General features: G+C 38.6%; 13 protein-coding genes. 1 reads left to right on the forward strand and 12 read right to left on the reverse strand.

Annotated elements, in window-relative coordinates:
* Positions 1 to 69 precede the first annotated feature (69 nt).
* From rlmD to pcrA, 7 genes are all read right to left on the reverse strand, one after another.
* A complete protein-coding gene (rlmD, locus tag IGK81_RS07355) occupies positions 70 to 1,443 on the reverse strand; it encodes a 23S rRNA (uracil(1939)-C(5))-methyltransferase RlmD (protein WP_034698242.1) in 1,374 nt (457 codons plus the stop codon).
* 332 nt (positions 1,444 to 1,775) lie between these two features.
* On the reverse strand, positions 1,776 to 2,816 hold the full coding sequence (locus IGK81_RS07360) for a diacylglycerol kinase (RefSeq protein ID WP_010718986.1): 1,041 nt from the start codon (positions 2,814 to 2,816) through the stop codon (positions 1,776 to 1,778).
* A 9-nt stretch (positions 2,817 to 2,825) separates the two neighbouring features.
* On the reverse strand, positions 2,826 to 4,256 hold the full coding sequence (gene gatB, locus IGK81_RS07365) for an Asp-tRNA(Asn)/Glu-tRNA(Gln) amidotransferase subunit GatB (protein ID WP_034698244.1): 1,431 nt from the start codon (positions 4,254 to 4,256) through the stop codon (positions 2,826 to 2,828).
* Positions 4,253 to 5,725: an Asp-tRNA(Asn)/Glu-tRNA(Gln) amidotransferase subunit GatA gene (gatA, locus tag IGK81_RS07370; RefSeq protein ID WP_034698246.1), complete on the reverse strand. Its 1,473-nt coding sequence runs from the start codon at positions 5,723 to 5,725 to the stop codon at positions 4,253 to 4,255. The genes gatB and gatA overlap by 4 nt, the downstream gene beginning before the upstream one ends.
* On the reverse strand, positions 5,725 to 6,030 hold the full coding sequence (gene gatC / locus IGK81_RS07375) for an Asp-tRNA(Asn)/Glu-tRNA(Gln) amidotransferase subunit GatC (protein ID WP_010718983.1): 306 nt from the start codon (positions 6,028 to 6,030) through the stop codon (positions 5,725 to 5,727). Before gatC ends, gatA begins: the two co-directional genes overlap by 1 nt.
* Before the next feature lie 108 nt (positions 6,031 to 6,138).
* Complete coding sequence (ligA, locus tag IGK81_RS07380; RefSeq protein ID WP_034698247.1) at positions 6,139 to 8,169, reverse strand: NAD-dependent DNA ligase LigA; 2,031 nt, start codon at positions 8,167 to 8,169, stop codon at positions 6,139 to 6,141.
* Positions 8,170 to 8,185: 16 nt separating this feature from the next.
* On the reverse strand, positions 8,186 to 10,423 hold the full coding sequence (gene pcrA / locus IGK81_RS07385; protein ID WP_063627213.1) for a DNA helicase PcrA: 2,238 nt from the start codon (positions 10,421 to 10,423) through the stop codon (positions 8,186 to 8,188).
* A gap of 230 nt (positions 10,424 to 10,653) precedes the next feature.
* On the opposite strand from pcrA, the gene IGK81_RS07390 reads away from it, so the two are divergent.
* A complete protein-coding gene (locus tag IGK81_RS07390; protein WP_010737720.1) occupies positions 10,654 to 12,213 on the forward strand; it encodes a ClC family H(+)/Cl(-) exchange transporter in 1,560 nt (519 codons plus the stop codon).
* 109 nt (positions 12,214 to 12,322) lie between these two features.
* Here IGK81_RS07390 and IGK81_RS07395 read toward each other — a convergent pair whose 3' ends face one another.
* The 5 genes from IGK81_RS07395 to IGK81_RS07415 form a co-directional block, all read right to left on the reverse strand.
* Positions 12,323 to 12,562 (reverse strand): hypothetical protein, encoded by a 240-nt coding sequence (locus IGK81_RS07395; RefSeq protein WP_010718979.1) that lies wholly within the window; start codon positions 12,560 to 12,562, stop codon positions 12,323 to 12,325.
* Positions 12,563 to 12,590: 28 nt separating this feature from the next.
* Complete coding sequence (locus IGK81_RS07400) at positions 12,591 to 13,199, reverse strand: hypothetical protein (protein ID WP_034698252.1); 609 nt, start codon at positions 13,197 to 13,199, stop codon at positions 12,591 to 12,593.
* A 22-nt stretch (positions 13,200 to 13,221) separates the two neighbouring features.
* A complete protein-coding gene (locus IGK81_RS07405; protein ID WP_010718977.1) occupies positions 13,222 to 13,746 on the reverse strand; it encodes a hypothetical protein in 525 nt (174 codons plus the stop codon).
* A gap of 12 nt (positions 13,747 to 13,758) precedes the next feature.
* On the reverse strand, positions 13,759 to 14,301 hold the full coding sequence (locus IGK81_RS07410; RefSeq protein ID WP_123874718.1) for a hypothetical protein: 543 nt from the start codon (positions 14,299 to 14,301) through the stop codon (positions 13,759 to 13,761).
* Positions 14,302 to 14,584: 283 nt separating this feature from the next.
* A complete protein-coding gene (locus tag IGK81_RS07415) occupies positions 14,585 to 15,955 on the reverse strand; it encodes a hypothetical protein (protein ID WP_431393313.1) in 1,371 nt (456 codons plus the stop codon).
* Positions 15,956 to 15,973 lie beyond the last annotated feature (18 nt).

A 15,973-nucleotide genomic window follows, 5' to 3' on the forward strand; every position in this document is an offset into this window, starting at 1 on the left:
TTCATGATTGTCAGCTACGTTATCATTTTCTAGTTTTCTGATTCTTTTACATGATTCACTAAGTTTGAATTATCCCTTAGGTGCTAATAGCGCCACTAATTCCACATGATGTGTTTGTGGGAATAAATCGACTGGTTGTACTTTTTTCACTTCGTAGCCTGACTCAGCAAATAACTTTGCATCTCTGGCAAAAGTTGCTGGATTGCAAGAGATATACACTAATTTCGCAGGTTCCATGTCAATGGCTGACGCAATAAAACGTGCATCTAATCCTTTTCTTGGCGGGTCGACAACGATCACAGATGGTTTGATCCCTTTGTCTTGCCATTTCTTCATGACTGTTTCTGCCTTACCCACTTCGTAATGAGCATTTTCAATTTTGTTTGTTAATGCATTGAATTGTGCATCTTCAATCGCTTCCGGAACAAGTTCCATGCCATAGACCTCTTTAACTTTATCAGCTAGAGATAAACCGATCGTTCCAATACCAGAGTAAGCATCAATGACGGTATCTTCTTTTTGTAACGCTGCAAATTCAATGGCTGTTTGATACAATTTTTCCGTTTGTTCAGTATTCACTTGATAGAATGATTTTGAGGAAATACGGTAAGTTTTGCCCAATAGTTGATCCTCAATATAACTTCTACCATAAAGAACCTTCTCTTTATCGCCTAATATCACGTTTGTTTTCTCTTCGTTGATATTTTGAACGACTGAAACGACTTCTGGCAATTCTTCATGAATAATAGAAGCAATTTCCTTGCCTTTAAAGAATTTTTCTTTTCGTGTAACTAAAACGACCATCATTTCATGTGAGTAATGACCTCTTCTGATGATAATATGACGGATTTGTCCTTCATTTTTCGCCTCGTTATAACCACGTACTTGGAAACGTTGCAAAATATCTCTCACACGTTTGATGGCTTCATCGATTGCTGTATCTTGAATATAATAATCCTCGATTTCAACTAGTTCATGGCTATTCTTTTTATAAAAACCAGTTGCTAGACGACCATCTATTCTTCTCACTGGAATCTGTGCTTTGTTACGATAGCCAATAGGATTCTCCATTGGGATGGTAGGTAAAATGTTAACCTCTGGCATCTTTGCGATCTTGCTCATGACATTTTCCACTTGCTTTTGTTTAAAAAGTAATTGCTGCTCATAGTTCAAATGTGCTAAAGGAGCAATTCCTGTCCGTAGAAGGCGATTATCCTTTAATGGTTGACGGTCTGGTGATTCGGTTAGCCATTTTTCTACTTTTCCATAACCAAATTTATTCCCAGCTTTTACTACTAGCACTTCCACTCGTTCACCTGGTAATGCATTTTCAATAAACAAAGGATAGCCATCGATTTTAGCTACGCCCATACCTTCATAACTTAAATCGATAATATCTAATGTGTAACGTTCATTTTTTTTAACTGATAGTTTCTCTTTCATAATAACTCCTCATTTAGGTTTGTAACTGAAGCAGTTTTGCTTTTAGTACTACGGTCATATCCAAAAAACGATCATTTGTGTTTTATTGGATAGGGACTTGGTACCGGGTTGCTTCAGGACATTTTTTTTAGGCACATAGAGCCTTTTTTTGGCAAGTCCATTTATTCACTTGAAGCCTTCACTTCATTTACGATCCAATTGTCAATCTTTCGTTCGCCTGCTTTAGACTCAACAAAGAAAAATAACATACTGTTACATAATGATCTTCAATAAATAAGAATTAATTTTTATCATACGAAAGGGTGGAACGATCATTTGTCCCACCCTTTACGTCATTTTTCTTTATCTGCAATCTTGCCGTCACCGTCTATGTCTTCATCAGTCAAACGCTCAACTTCTTTGACAAATTCTTTGCTGACCTCTTCTAACTCCTCTTCGGAACCAGTAATTGCTTCATCTGGAATTTGGTCGATGTTTGCATAAAATTCAATATGTTGATGAAGGTTTTGGAAGTGCATAGGTGCATTTCCACCATATTCGCCGTCTAAGTTGATCATGACCGGTCGGTTGATATCGTCTTCTGTTTCGACATACAAACTGCTGGTTTTCGTATAAATCACTCGAGAATCATCTACATGGCGCCCACCATTCAACATCAAGGCTGCGATATGCAAAATTTCAAAAATATTCGCTGTTTTGACAATAATTAATGAAAATTTACCATCGTCTAGCTTGGCATCAGGAGCAATCTTTTCGAACCCGCCGACTGAATTAGTGAGTCCTAAAAAGAACATAGAGGCATTCCCGATGTATTCTCCTTCATCATATTTCAAGCGCATTTTGATTGGTTTCACTCGAGGCAGCATCTCTGCACCTTTAGCTAAATATGCCAAATAGCCGAAAATACTCTTTAGTTCTGAAGGAACTTCATAAGTTAACTCCGTTAAATAACCACCCGCAGCGATGTTGATAAAGTAGCTATCTTCCGTTTGACCGATATCCATCTTAACCGTCTGATTCTTCTTGATAACTTCAGCTGCGGCTTTGATATCATCCCGTGGAATCTTTAACGCACGTGCGTAATCGTTAGTAGTACCTGCTGGGATAATCGCCATTTTAGGACGATGCTCAAGCGGTGCAATACCGTTAACAACCTCATTGATTGTCCCATCGCCTCCCGCAGCTACCACCAGATCAAATCCATTTTCTGCTGCTCTTCTTGCTTCATTTTTGGCAGAATTTTTTTCTGGTGTTGTCGCATACGCACTTGCTTCATAGCCAGAATCCTCCAAAGCTTGGAGGATATCCGCTAGATTTTTTTTCAACAATTCTTTGCCAGAAGTTGGATTATAAATAACACGAGCTTTTTTCATGATCTACTCCTAGCGTTTTGCTAATTCTTCTTGCAACAGTTTATTAACGACACCTGGATTGGCTTGACCTTTAGTTGCTTTCATGATTTGTCCTACTAAGAAACCAACCGCACGATCTTTTCCGTTTTTGAAGTCATCTACTGATTGTTGGTTATTATCTAAGATTTCGTTGATAACTGGTAATAGTTTGCTTGGATCAGACAACTGAACCCAACCATTTTTTTCAACAACATCTTGTGCGTCGCCACCATTTGTGATCAATTCTCGGAATACTTTTTTCGCAATCTTAGAACTAATCGTACCATCTGCAATCAGACGAATCATGCCTGCTAGATTTTCAGGAGTCAAGTTCGTTTGAGCTAATTCTAGTTTCTCACTGTTCAAGTAAGCAGATACTTCACCCATTAACCAGTTAGATGCCTGTTTTGCATCCGCACCATTCTCTAAAGTCGCTTCAAAGAAGTCAGACATTTCTTTTGATAGAGTTAGAACCATTGCATCATACTCAGGTAACCCTAATTCTTGGATATAACGTTGACGACGAGAAGCAGGCATTTCCGGCAAGCTTGCTTTCACTTTTTGGATCCATTCATCGTCAATCATAAATTTAGGAATATCAGGTTCAGGGAAATAACGATAATCGCTAGAACCTTCTTTGACACGCATCAAAATCGTTTTATTAGTTGTTTCGTCAAAACGTCGTGTCTCTTGTTGGATTTCTCCACCAGAAAGTAAGACTTTTGCTTGACGTTTTTCTTCGAAGGCTAGACCTTTTTTAACAAATGAAAGGGAGTTTAAGTTTTTCAACTCTGCTTTTGTTCCAAATTCTTCTTGTCCATAAGGTCGTAAAGAAATATTGGCATCACAGCGCATAGAACCTTCTTCCATTTTCACATCACTAACTTCAGTAAATTGGATGATTGAACGCAATGCTTCTAGATAAGCATAGGCTTCTTCTGGTGAACGCATATCAGCTTCAGAAACGATCTCGATCAATGGTGTCCCTTGACGGTTTAAGTCAACGTAAGAATAGCCACCAATACCATGCATGTTCTTACCAGCATCTTCTTCTAAGTGAACTCGTTCGATCCGTATTTTCTTTTTCTTACCTTCAACTTCGATCTCGATCCAACCGTCATGCCCAATGGGTTGATCAAATTGTGAGATTTGGTAAGCTTTTGGATTATCTGGGTAAAAATAATTTTTACGATCAAAATGTGTGTCTTTAGAAATTTCACAGTTCAAAGCGAGTGCTGCTCGCATACCGAATTCTAATGCTGCTTTATTCATTACTGGTAAAACACCAGGATATCCCCAGTCGATCACATTTGTATTGCTGTTTGGTTCAGCTCCAAAATGTGCAGGAGCTGGAGAGAAAATTTTTGAGTTGGTCTTTAACTCAACGTGGACTTCAAGCCCAATGATTGTTTCAAAGTTCATTCGCCTTTCCCTCCTAAAATTGCTGGTTTTTGATTATGGAATTGTGTTGCTTGCTCAAAAGCATAGGCTGCTTGGTACATTGTTTTTTCATCAAAATAATTACCAATGATTTGTAAACCAACCGGCATATTCTCAGATAATCCCGCAGGAACTGACATTCCAGGTAAACCAGCTAAGTTAACAGGAATTGTTAAGATGTCACTCATGTACATCGTGATTGGATCATTGATGTTTTCACCGATACCAAATGCCACTGTTGGAGAAGATGGGCCGATGATCAAATCGTAGTCTGCAAAGACTTTTTCAAAATCACGTTTGATCAATGTTCGAACTTGACCCGCTTTTTTAAAGTAAGCATCATAATATCCAGCACTTAATGAGAATGTTCCCAACATGATCCGACGTTTGACTTCTTCGCCAAAACCTTCAGTACGTGAATTCACATATACATCTTCTAAGTTCTTCACATTTTCTGAACGGTAACCGAAACGAATACCATCAAAACGTTGTAAGTTGGAACTTGCTTCTGATGAGGCAATGATATAGTAGACTGCTACCCCATATTTTGAATGTGGCAAACTTACTTCTTCTACAGTTGCACCTAATGAACGGAAAGTTTCTGCCGCTTTCAAAATGTTTTCTTTTACGCCAGGAGCGACTCCTTCGCCAAGATATTCTTTTGGTAAAGCAATCTTCATCCCCTTGATGTCGCCAGTTAATCCTTCGGCAAAATTAGGAACAGAAACACCAGAAGATGTGCCATCTTTTTCATCATAGCCACTGATTGCTGTTAGAGCTAATGCATTATCTTTCACGCTGCGAGTCATTGGTCCGATTTGATCTAGTGATGAGGCAAAGGCGATCAAACCAAAACGTGACACACGTCCGTAGGTAGGTTTCATTCCCACGATTCCATTAAATGAAGCTGGTTGGCGAATACTTCCGCCTGTATCACTACCTAAGGAAACTGGGATTTGTCCAGCAGCGACTGCAGCAGCCGAACCACCAGAAGAACCACCAGGAACTTTCGAATGGTCCCAAGCATTTTTTGTTTTCTTAAAGTAAGAAGTTTCTGTACTTCCTCCCATCGCAAACTCATCCATGTTCAATTTACCAACTGGAATCATATCTGCTTGATACACTTTGTCCATGACAGTAGCATCATAGATAGGATCAAAATTATAAAGAATTTTGGAAGCTGCAGTCGTCAACAGATCTTTGGTAACGATATTGTCTTTGATCCCAATTGGAATCCCAGCTAAGACATTATTTTCATCAATTCCTTTTTCATCTAACGCTTTGGCTTGTGCCAGAGCTTTTTCTTCATTCAATGTAATAAAAGCTTCAATCTCTGGCTCAGTTTCTTTGATTCGCTCAAAGGTTGCTCTTGTTAAATCTTGTGCAGTGATTTCTTTAGAAACCAGTAATGCGTGCAATTCTTCTAAAGAAAGATCATATAGTTTTGTCATTATGCGCCAGCCTCCCCATTGTCAATAATTGCTGGCACTTTGATAAAGCCATCTTCTTTTTCTGGTACATTTCTCAACAATTCATCACGATCCCAACCAGCACTTGCTCGGTCTTGTCGCATAACGTTCACTGTTTCAACCACATTTGATGTAAATGGAACACCTTCTGTATCAACTTCCTCAAGCATTTCCACCATATCAATGATTTTCCCTAATTGATCAGTAAAACTTGCAAGTTCTTCATCTGCGAACGCAAGTTTTGCTAATTTGGCAACGTGTTTTACTTGTTCTTCACTGATCGCCATACTACCCCTTCTTTCTAAACGAGTTAAAAACTTTGCTCTCTATTTTAACATAAGTGATTCCCATCTGAAATTGTTTCTTGAAATTTGTCTGAAAAAAATCAGATTTTCTTAATTAAAATGACTGTCAGCTAATGCTTCTGCCATTTTTTCTTCTGACCATACGTCGATTCCTAGTGCTTGTGCTTTGGTCAGCTTACTACCAGCGTCTTCGCCTGCTACCACGATGTCGGTTTTCTTAGACACACTGCCAGTAACCTTACCTCCAAGATTTTCAATGGTTTCTTTTGCTTCTTCACGCGTAAAACGAGTCAATTTTCCTGTTAAAACCACTGTTTTTTCTTTAAAAGGTGATTCGATCGTTTCAATCTGTGAAGAACGAATCCCTTTATACTCAAAGTTGACACCTGCTTGTTTTAGTTCGGACATCAAGTCATGGACCTCTTCATTACTGAAATAGGTCACTACGCTATCAGCAATCGTATCGCCGATCGTGTCTAAAACAATGATTGATTCAAAGTCACTTTTACTTAATGTTTCCAGATCGCCAAAATGCTCTGCTAATATCTTCGCTGCCTTGGAGCCGACGTGGCGAATCCCTAAGCCAAATATCAATCTTTCGACCGAATTATCCTTACTATCGTGGATTGCTGTCAATATATTATTGGCTGATTTTTCTTTGATTTTATCTAACGTCAGCAATTCCTCTTCCGTTAGCTTGTAAAGATCAGCCACATCTGTAACTAGTTGTTTATCATACATCTGTGCCAATACTCTTGGTCCTAGGCCATCGATATTCATGGCGTTACGTGAAACAAAATGATTCAATCCTTCTTTGATTTGGGCTGGACACTTCGGATTGATACAACGAAGAGCAACCTCTTCATCAAGATGAACTAATTCACTATGACAGATCGGACAATGTGTTGGTAAAACATAAGGTTCGCTATCAGCAGGTCGTTGATCCAACACGACTTGTGCTACTTCAGGGATAATATCTCCTGCTTTATAGATACGAACAATATCGTTTAACCTTATATCTTTTAACTTGATGTAATCACCGTTATGCAGACTTGCTCGACTAACTGTCGTCCCAGCCACTCGTACCGGAGTCATAATCGCTGTAGGTGTCACAACACCAGTCCGCCCAACCGTCCATTCGATTTCTTCGATCTTCGTTTCTACTTCTTCCGGTGGGAATTTATACGCTGTTGCCCAACGAGGTGCTTTGACAGTAAAACCTAATTGGTCCTGTAAAGAAAATTCATTCACTTTGATGACGATTCCATCAATTTCATAGGTTAAGTCCATTCGTTTTTCATGGTATTCTTCAATAAATGACCAAACTTCATCAATCGAATGACACAAACGCTTTTCATGATTCGTATGGAAACCGATCTGTTCTAATTCTTCTAAAGCATCATATTGGGTTGTCGCTTTCATCGGTCCAAAATCCGCTACCGTATATAAAAAAGTATCCAAATTACGTTTTGCAGTAATTTTAGAGTCCAGTTGTCTCAGTGATCCTGCAGCTGCATTTCGAGGATTTGCAAAAATATCTTTTCCTTCTGCTTCTCTTGCTTGATTTAATTGCACAAATGATTTTTTGGGCATAAAACATTCGCCGCGGACTTCGATACTGATAGCATCTTTCAACTTCAATGGGACAGAACGAACTGTTTTTAGATTTTCTGTGATATTTTCGCCAACCGTCCCATCTCCTCTTGTTGCACCACGAACAAATTCGCCATTTTCATAGCGCAAGGAAACCGATAAACCATCAATTTTTAACTCACAGCAGTAATCAACAGGGCGACCAATTGCTTTTTGGACACGTTGATCAAAGGCAAAGAGTTCGTCTTTGCTAAATACGTCATTCAAACTATAAAGCGGAATATCATGAGTCACTTTTTCAAACCCACTGAGAACTTTCCCCCCTACTCGCTGAGTTGGTGAATCCGAAGTGATTAAATCAGGATATTGCTCTTCAATTGCTACTAATTCAGCATATTCTTGATCATAAACATAATCTTCGACAGTTGGTTTATCTTCAACATAATATTCTCTGGACCAACGATTTAACCGAGATCGTAGTTCTTCTGCTCGTTTTGCAGCTTCATCAATTGTCATTTCATGTTCCATCGTTTATCCCCCCTGTTTAAACTTTTTCAATTGGCGCAAATGCTGCTAACAACCGTTTCACACCTTGACTAGGAAATGCCACGTCCAATTCTAAATCTTTGGCAGTACCATTTACCCTTACCACTGTTCCGATCCCCCATTTTTTATGATTGACTTTATCGCCTGCTTTCCAGCTATTGCTTTCTCCACCAGTTGCTGTTTTTGAAGAAACAACAGTTGTTACTGGTTGTTTGTAGGCTGGTTTAGCTGTTCTGCTCGTAAAAGGACTCGTTTGTTTTGGCGTTGGCCGCATGCCTTGGACTTCTAATAATTCTTGATCGATTTCTTCTACAAAGCGAGAAGGTCGATTATATTGCGTCCTGCCATATAAGGTACGGGAAAAAGCATTGGTCAGGTAGAGTGCTTCTTCTGCTCTCGTGATCCCGACATAAGCAAGTCTTCGTTCTTCTTCCAATTCGCTTTCTTCCATCAAGGCTCGTGACAATGGGAAAACTCCTTCTTCCAAACCAATCAGAAAGACGACTGGAAATTCAAGACCTTTTGCGGCATGCAAAGTCATCAATGTCACTTGGGTAGTTTCTTCTTCTAAATTATCGATGTCAGAAACTAAGGCCAAGTCATTTAAAAATACAGTTAATTTTTCTTCTGGTGCATCCGCATTTTCTTCATTTTGTTTTTCAAATTGTTTATCAAATTCTTGAGTAACGGTTAAAAATTCTTCCAAGTTTTCGATTCTTGCTTGTGATTCTAAAGTATTTTGAATTTTTAAGTCCTCTAGATACCCACTACGTTCTAAGATTTCTTTTGTCAGTTCGGTCACTGTTAGATAGGGAACCATTTGTGTGACGTCATTGATCATATCGCCAAAAACTGCTAATTGTTGACCGGCTTTTCCACCAATGTTAGTTAAATCAACATTTTGCGCCGCTTCAAGGAGTGGCCATTGGTGGATCGTCGCAAAACTTCTTAATTTCTCGATTGAGCCAGGTCCGATCCCGCGTTTAGGCGAATTAACGATCCGTTCAAAACTGATTGAGTCTTGAGGATTCGCAATCACATTCAAATACGCTAAAATATCCTTAATTTCTTTACGGTCGTAGAACTTATGTCCGCCCACCATTTTATAAGGAATATTCGCTTTTAGTAAGGTTTCTTCCATCACACGAGACTGAGCATTAGTTCGATACAAAATCGCAAAGTCGCCATAATTCCGTTGATTTTCACGAATTTGCTCTTGCATACGATCCACAATGAAACGTGTTTCATCTCGCTCGTTATCTGCACGGTAGTAAGTGATTTTATTTCCTTCCCGGTTTTCTGTCCAAAGATTTTTCGGCTTTCGATTGCTATTATTTTCGATCACTTGGTTGGCAGCACTTAAAATTGTTTTAGTCGAACGGTAGTTTTGCTCTAATAAAATGACTGTGGCATTCGGATAATCTTTTTCAAAATCCAAAATATTTTGCATATCAGCGCCACGCCAACCGTAAATACTTTGATCAGCATCCCCCACAACACATAAATTTTGGAATCTTTGGGCGAGTAGATTAACTAAAGTATATTGTGCATGGTTCGTGTCTTGGTATTCATCCACATGGATGTAATGGAATTTATTTTGATAATAAGTCAAAGAATCTGGATGCTCTTCAAATAACCGAATGGTATTCATAATCAAGTCATCAAAATCCATACATTGGTTATATTGTAATTCTTTTTGATAAGCTACATAACACTTAGCTGCAATTTCTTCATAGTAACTTCCTTGCAACTTGGCAAACTCCTGAGGGTTTTGCAAGTTGTTTTTTGCTTGTGAAATCGTTCCAAGTATACTTCTTGGATCGTATTTTTTCGGATCAATATTCAATTCTTTTAAGATACGTTTCATTAAAGACAACTGTTCAGAAGAATCGATAATAGTAAAATTTCGGTTGTAACCGATAAAATCGACATCTCTTCTTAAGATACGCACACACATGGAATGGAAAGTCGACACCCAAACATCTTCGCCACCATATTCTAAAATGGCATTTACCCGCTCCTTCATCTCTTTAGCGGCTTTATTGGTAAAAGTAATCGCTAGGATGTTCCACGGATTTACTTCCTTTTCTTCAATCAAATAAGCAATTCGGTGGGTCAAGACCCTCGTTTTCCCACTACCTGCACCGGCCATCAATAATAGTGGTCCCTCGGTATGAAGAACCGCTTCTTTTTGTCGAGGATTCATCCCATTCAATAATTCACTTTTGGATGACATTTACAACATCCTTTCTTTTATCAATCCGTTTAATTATAGCATTTCCCCAGCTTTCATTAAAGCATATATTATCTATGGATAGGGTAGTAATAACCGCAATCTGATCACTGCAAGCGAAATGAAAATTTGTTTGCAAAGCGATGAATTTGCAATGAAAAAAAATTTCTTTTCTTTTCCTCTTGTAAAAAAGAAAAAATCACGCTAAATTAAATTGAAACGAGGGATTAGCAATGAAAGCAAAAACATTATTTAAACATGTCGACAAAACACAACTATATTATATTTTAAAAGGGGTCTTAGTTGGGTTGCTCACTGGCGGTATCGTTAGCATTTTTCGCTTGGCAATTGAGAAATTTGGTGAATTAACCGAACAAGTTTACCTTCATAGTCAACAAGAACCTTTATATTTAGCATTTATCTTAGCAGCTTCAATTATTATTGCTATTTTTGTGGGATTTCTTATCAAAAGCGATCCCGATATTAAAGGAAGCGGCATTCCCCAAGTTGAAGGACAATTACAAGGAGAATTAACAGTCTCATGGTTTTCTGTTCTATGGAAAAAATTTATTGGAGGCGTGTTATCGGTTGGTTCCGGTTTATTCTTAGGTCGAGAAGGTCCATCAATCCAGTTAGGCGCAGTGGTGGGTGAAGGAACAAGCCAATTATTAAACAGCTCTTCAGCTGAAAAGAAAATTCTTATCTCTAGCGGAGCGAGTGCGGGATTAGCAGCAGCATTTAATGCACCGATTGCTGGGTTATTATTTGTTTTAGAAGAAATCCATCATTCTTTCTCTCCATTAGTTTGGCTGACATCCTTTACATCAGCGATCACTGCTAATTTTGTGTCACTTTATTTTTTCGGTTTGAAACCTGTATTGTCTCTAGGAAAAATTCCGTCTTTACCGTTAAAATATTATGGTTTTTTAATTATTCTAGGTATTATTCTCGGTGTGCTAGGGTATATTTATCAGATCGTTTTGCTTAGCTTACCAAAATTTTATCGAAAGCTGCCGATTCCTGCACACTTTCACGGAATCGTTCCTTTTCTTTTAGTTTTGCCGATTGGCTATTTTTGGCCAACAATCCTAGGGGGCGGAAACCAGATCATCATCACTTCAGGACATGCCTTTTACCCATTAACATTGATTGCAGGTCTATTTATCTTACGGTTTTTCTTTTCTATGGTTTCATATGGCGCCAGTTTACCGGGCGGGATTTTTTTACCAATCCTAACTTTAGGTGCGCTGATTGGAGCATTTTATGGAGGGGCTTTAGTGAACTTAGTTGGTATGAATCCGATTTATGTCAAAGACTTTCTCGTGATTGCGATGGCAGGTTACTTTACAGCAATCGGAAAAGCCCCGTTGACTGCAATTATCTTAGTAACGGAGATGGTCGGTTCTTTGAATCATTTGATGCCTTTAGGTGTCGTTTCACTCTTCGCTTACGTTAGCAATGATTTATTAGGAGGCAATCCGATTTACGAATCTTTACTCGAGCGATTGATTCAACAAGAAAAACAACCAATATTAGTCGGCAAAACAACCTTTGATTTTCCAATCACTGCGGAAAGTACATTGGATGGACGAATGGTCAGAGATTTCAATTGGCCAAAACATATGTTACTCGTTTCCATTATTAGAGGAAATAAAGAGATTTTGACTCATGGGGATACAATCATGAATGTTGGCGACATTTTAGTCATCTTAACCGATGAACGTCATCTTTCAAGCGTACGGAAAACGATTGTTGCTCGCTCTTCGATTTTAACGACGAAACAAGCCTTTTAGGCAATAAAAATTTGCTCTTACGATTAGCCAGTATGCTAGTGGTAAGAGCAAATTTTTATTTTATAGGGAAATACAACCAGTATCTTTATCTTTAAAAAAACTTTTCATCTTATTCTCTTTCTTTATTTCCCCAAAAATACTTCACTGTAATTGTTACTCCTACAAGGAATATTCCCAAGAAACTAATCATTAAACTGTCTGTGTCCGTTGTTTTGGGGAAGGTACTCATCGTTTTTACTTCTGTTTTAATCACATAACCTGGTTTTTGAGCCCCTGCACTTTCTTGCTGGTCATTTGGCAGTTCGGCATCAATTCCAAGTGATCCTTTTACGTCAAGTGTTGCCTTCATATTATCCCTTCTAACTTTTTTAATCAGTTTAAGGCGCTGCTGTCCAAGATACAGCATCTAATTGCAACGTCAAATTGAACGTTGGTGTACTCTTGGTTGCTGTGGTAGAAGATACTGTTCCAGCATAGTTGAAGGTGGTCGAAAAAGCATTATTTGCGGTACCATTTGCAGTTAGTTTTCCTTCATTGTTTGCTAATGTAAAGAGTTTGACTGGTGTCGTCGCAAAATCTATGAGTGTTCCTGCGGCGATCAAGGAAGTGTTCGTTGCTGCTGGAGAAACAAGATTTAGACTAGAAATTTCTGTGATACTTTCGGCATTTGTTTGCGCGAAATCTGCAATGGATACATCAACTGGACGTCCCGATTTATTTTCAATATTATAGGTTGGAGATTCAATATCATTTCGCCCGCTTACGTTATAGAAAATGGTCGCTGTATCTAATGTCACATTGATCCAATTGTCATGACTTTCCTCAATCGCTTCTTCTGGATCTGTGTTATCTAATCCAATCGTACCATTGATTTGAATATCGGCTTGGTCAACACCAATCACGTCTTCCGCTTGAACCATTGCGGGCGCAACAAATCCAACAAAGCTCCCACTAAACAACATACTTACAAGTACTTTTTTCATCATATCAATAAACCCCTTTTATTTTTTATTCAACTGTTAATGTAACTCCTGCAGCCACTTGACCTTTTTTTTCGTTGGTGTCTGGGTCATACAAACTAAATAAAGCAACTGATGGATACTCCCCCTTTTCTAATGCCTGTTCCAACGTGACATTTTTTATTTCATACCCGGGCTGAATCGCACCGGAAGTATAAACAAGTTGATTGTTCTTTTTTTCTCTAATTTCTACATTGATCGGATAGCCATTTTCACTGGGATTTTTTATCATCAATTCGCCGCTCCCTGTTTGTCGATCGATTTTCGCTTCAGGTGAGATAACTAAATTGAATTTGCTTTTATCTACTGCAACCTGTGCAATTTTTTTCTTTTCAGAGTCAGAGATTTTTTGGGCATCTTTCCCAGCGGGTAAAAATTCGCCACTGACAATAGTAACGGGCTCTGGTTTTGCTTGAAGATAATAGCGGTACACTAGCCAGCCACTTAGCAACAACAATAATCCTAGTAGAATGAGTAGTACCTGTTTTTGTTTTTTCCGTTTTGTTTCTTCCATTGCTTTTCTCCTTTATTCTTTAGCTGATAGTTGATAAGTAAAGGCATAACTAGGATAATATTTTTGTAAAATGTTTCCTGAAAATTCTCCAGCTAAATAAAGTTCAATTGGTTCTGTTAAAAAAGGGGCAATTTCCAATCTGTCCACATTATTTTGCCCGACAACCAACGGTCCCATCGTTGTCCCATCAGTGGCAACAAGATTAAGAATCAACTCGTTATGATTTCCGCCAGAAAATTGATTGACTAGCACAACTGATGAATCAGCTGTAAGATCTTGAACCGTGCCAATCGTAAAATCAATGGGATAGTTACTCGAACTAATGATTGGTTTGGTCGAAGATGCCGTGTCGAATGCACCTTCTGTTTTCGATTCAAATATCATTTCTAAAGGTACTTCCACACTTAATGGACTTTTGACTACTTCCACCTGTTGTTCTACCCAAAGGCTTTCAGTTAAATAGGCTTGAAGTTCGGGATCATCGTTGACGGCACCAGCTATTTTTGTATAGACAAAATAAGTTCCAGCTGGTAGTTTTTCTTTTGTCCATGTCATTCCCGCGGTTTCTTCGACTGCGATCATCCCATCTGTATTTTCATCAGCAAGCTCAACTTGTTGTTGTGCTTCCTCAGTCGTTAAATCGGTTTCACTCCAAAGTTGTTTCGTACTTAATTTAAACGTCGTTGCCTTTCCTATCCGACTGGCTGGCTCATAAGCATTGATCGTAGTGTCTAATTGACTTTGTCCGACCGCTACACTCGGCTGTGCTTTCCAATCGGTAATATTGATTTTTTTTTGATAGATTGCTTGTTTTAGAGCTGTATTTGTAAAGTAACTGTCATTTAATGTAGCTGTACCAGCTCCTACTACTTCCTTTTTTTTGTAAACTTTGATCAGTTGCTAAATAGCTAAATTGATAGCCTCCTATTTCTCCTGCTACTCCATCGATCCGGTTAAATGTCATATTTCTAGCAAACAAGCCGTTGGTATTAGAAGTATTTTGAAAACGAACAAAATCGGGCTCATCCGCATTCATTACAACATTTCCATTTGAATTGAATCTGCCTTGGCTGATCATTGAAGTTTGTGAATTAGCGCCAAAATTGATTTCTGCTGCTTGACCATTCGTAAAATTCATTGGCTTGTTACCTGTTTGTTCATACAAAAATTCAGCATTTTGACCAATCGTAAAAATTAATCCTGTCCCATCATAAGAAAAATAATCTTTGCTTGATGTCAATTGCACATTCGCATTTTCTTCAAGAGTGACTCGTATTTTCCGATCACCCGATCCGCCAGAAGCTGAACCATAAAACAAAGCGAGATTCGTACTCGTTTGGTGGTTGATAATCGTCGTCGAATCTTTCGCAAATGTAATGTTGTTTCCTTCCATGAACTCTTCGCTGTTTGCTCCTGCTTCACTGACAAATTCATTTTTCCCCTCAAAGGTGAAGGTGGATTCTGTATGCCAAGCTAGAAGTGGTTGCGCCCCGGTCTTGCCATAATAATTGACGTTTTCAAAAACCGCGTCAAATGAGAGGACAGATAAACTTCCAGCCCCTAAGATCCCGTAGTAAGATTGGTTGCCATAGATAACGCCATTTTCATCAGTTAGTGTCGCGCTTCCAAAATTCATGTTTTTCAATTTGATTCTTAATCCACTAATCTTCACTCGATAGCCAGTATTCGAAGCGGTTGAGTTGGAAGCGTTGGTATATAGCATATGATGATTTTGACCATCGATCTCGACATTTTTATAAAACTCAAAAACATCCGCATCTGTATACACGATGTCTGCTGTCAAAGCAACATAATAGGTTCCCGAACCTGAATCATTATTGATCTCACTCATTACCCTAATTAATTCATCTGCTGTTGCTGCAGTATAAGGACTTTCTAATGTTCCTTCTCCAACCAAAGGACTAATTGCACCAATTTCGTCGGACAGTTCAGCGTTTTCTGCTAACACTTGTTTTGTTTCTTCGCTGCTTGTTGATGCTTCGGTGATTTGATTATTGACATCTTCATGGGATTCTTCCGTAGTTGTCTCAAAGGAAACGGAGTACTCATCACTTGTGCTCGTTTGCACATTGTCATGGAGATTTACACTATTCTCAGAATTTTCTTGTGCATCAAAGTCATTGACTGGGACAATACTAGCACAAAGAATAAAGAGCGATAAAACAACCCATTTTGTACTTTTTTTCATATTCCCCTCCTCTATAAC

The sequence above is a fragment of the Enterococcus sp. DIV0703 genome, from assembly GCF_051711065.1.
In the GTDB taxonomy this organism is placed as follows: Bacteria; Bacillota; Bacilli; order Lactobacillales; family Enterococcaceae; genus Enterococcus_B; species Enterococcus_B hirae.

Excerpts from the sequence above, each read along its gene's own strand:
- gatC (WP_010718983.1), bottom strand. The coding sequence starts at position 6,030 with ATGGCGATCAGTGAAGAACAAGTAAAACACGTTGCCAAATTAGCAAAA.
- gatB (WP_034698244.1), bottom strand. The coding sequence starts at position 4,256 with ATGAACTTTGAAACAATCATTGGGCTTGAAGTCCACGTTGAGTTAAAG.
- IGK81_RS07410 (WP_123874718.1), bottom strand. The coding sequence starts at position 14,301 with ATGACATGGACAAAAGAAAAACTACCAGCTGGAACTTATTTTGTCTAT.
- rlmD (WP_034698242.1), bottom strand. The coding sequence starts at position 1,443 with ATGAAAGAGAAACTATCAGTTAAAAAAAATGAACGTTACACATTAGAT.
- IGK81_RS07415 (WP_431393313.1), bottom strand. The coding sequence starts at position 15,955 with ATGAAAAAAAGTACAAAATGGGTTGTTTTATCGCTCTTTATTCTTTGT.
- gatA (WP_034698246.1), bottom strand. The coding sequence starts at position 5,725 with ATGACAAAACTATATGATCTTTCTTTAGAAGAATTGCACGCATTACTG.
- pcrA (WP_063627213.1), bottom strand. The coding sequence starts at position 10,423 with ATGTCATCCAAAAGTGAATTATTGAATGGGATGAATCCTCGACAAAAA.
- ligA (WP_034698247.1), bottom strand. The coding sequence starts at position 8,169 with ATGGAACATGAAATGACAATTGATGAAGCTGCAAAACGAGCAGAAGAA.
- IGK81_RS07405 (WP_010718977.1), bottom strand. The coding sequence starts at position 13,746 with ATGGAAGAAACAAAACGGAAAAAACAAAAACAGGTACTACTCATTCTA.
- IGK81_RS07360 (WP_010718986.1), bottom strand. The coding sequence starts at position 2,816 with ATGAAAAAAGCTCGTGTTATTTATAATCCAACTTCTGGCAAAGAATTG.
- IGK81_RS07400 (WP_034698252.1), bottom strand. The coding sequence starts at position 13,199 with ATGATGAAAAAAGTACTTGTAAGTATGTTGTTTAGTGGGAGCTTTGTT.
- IGK81_RS07390 (WP_010737720.1), top strand. The coding sequence starts at position 10,654 with ATGAAAGCAAAAACATTATTTAAACATGTCGACAAAACACAACTATAT.
- IGK81_RS07395 (WP_010718979.1), bottom strand. The coding sequence starts at position 12,562 with ATGAAGGCAACACTTGACGTAAAAGGATCACTTGGAATTGATGCCGAA.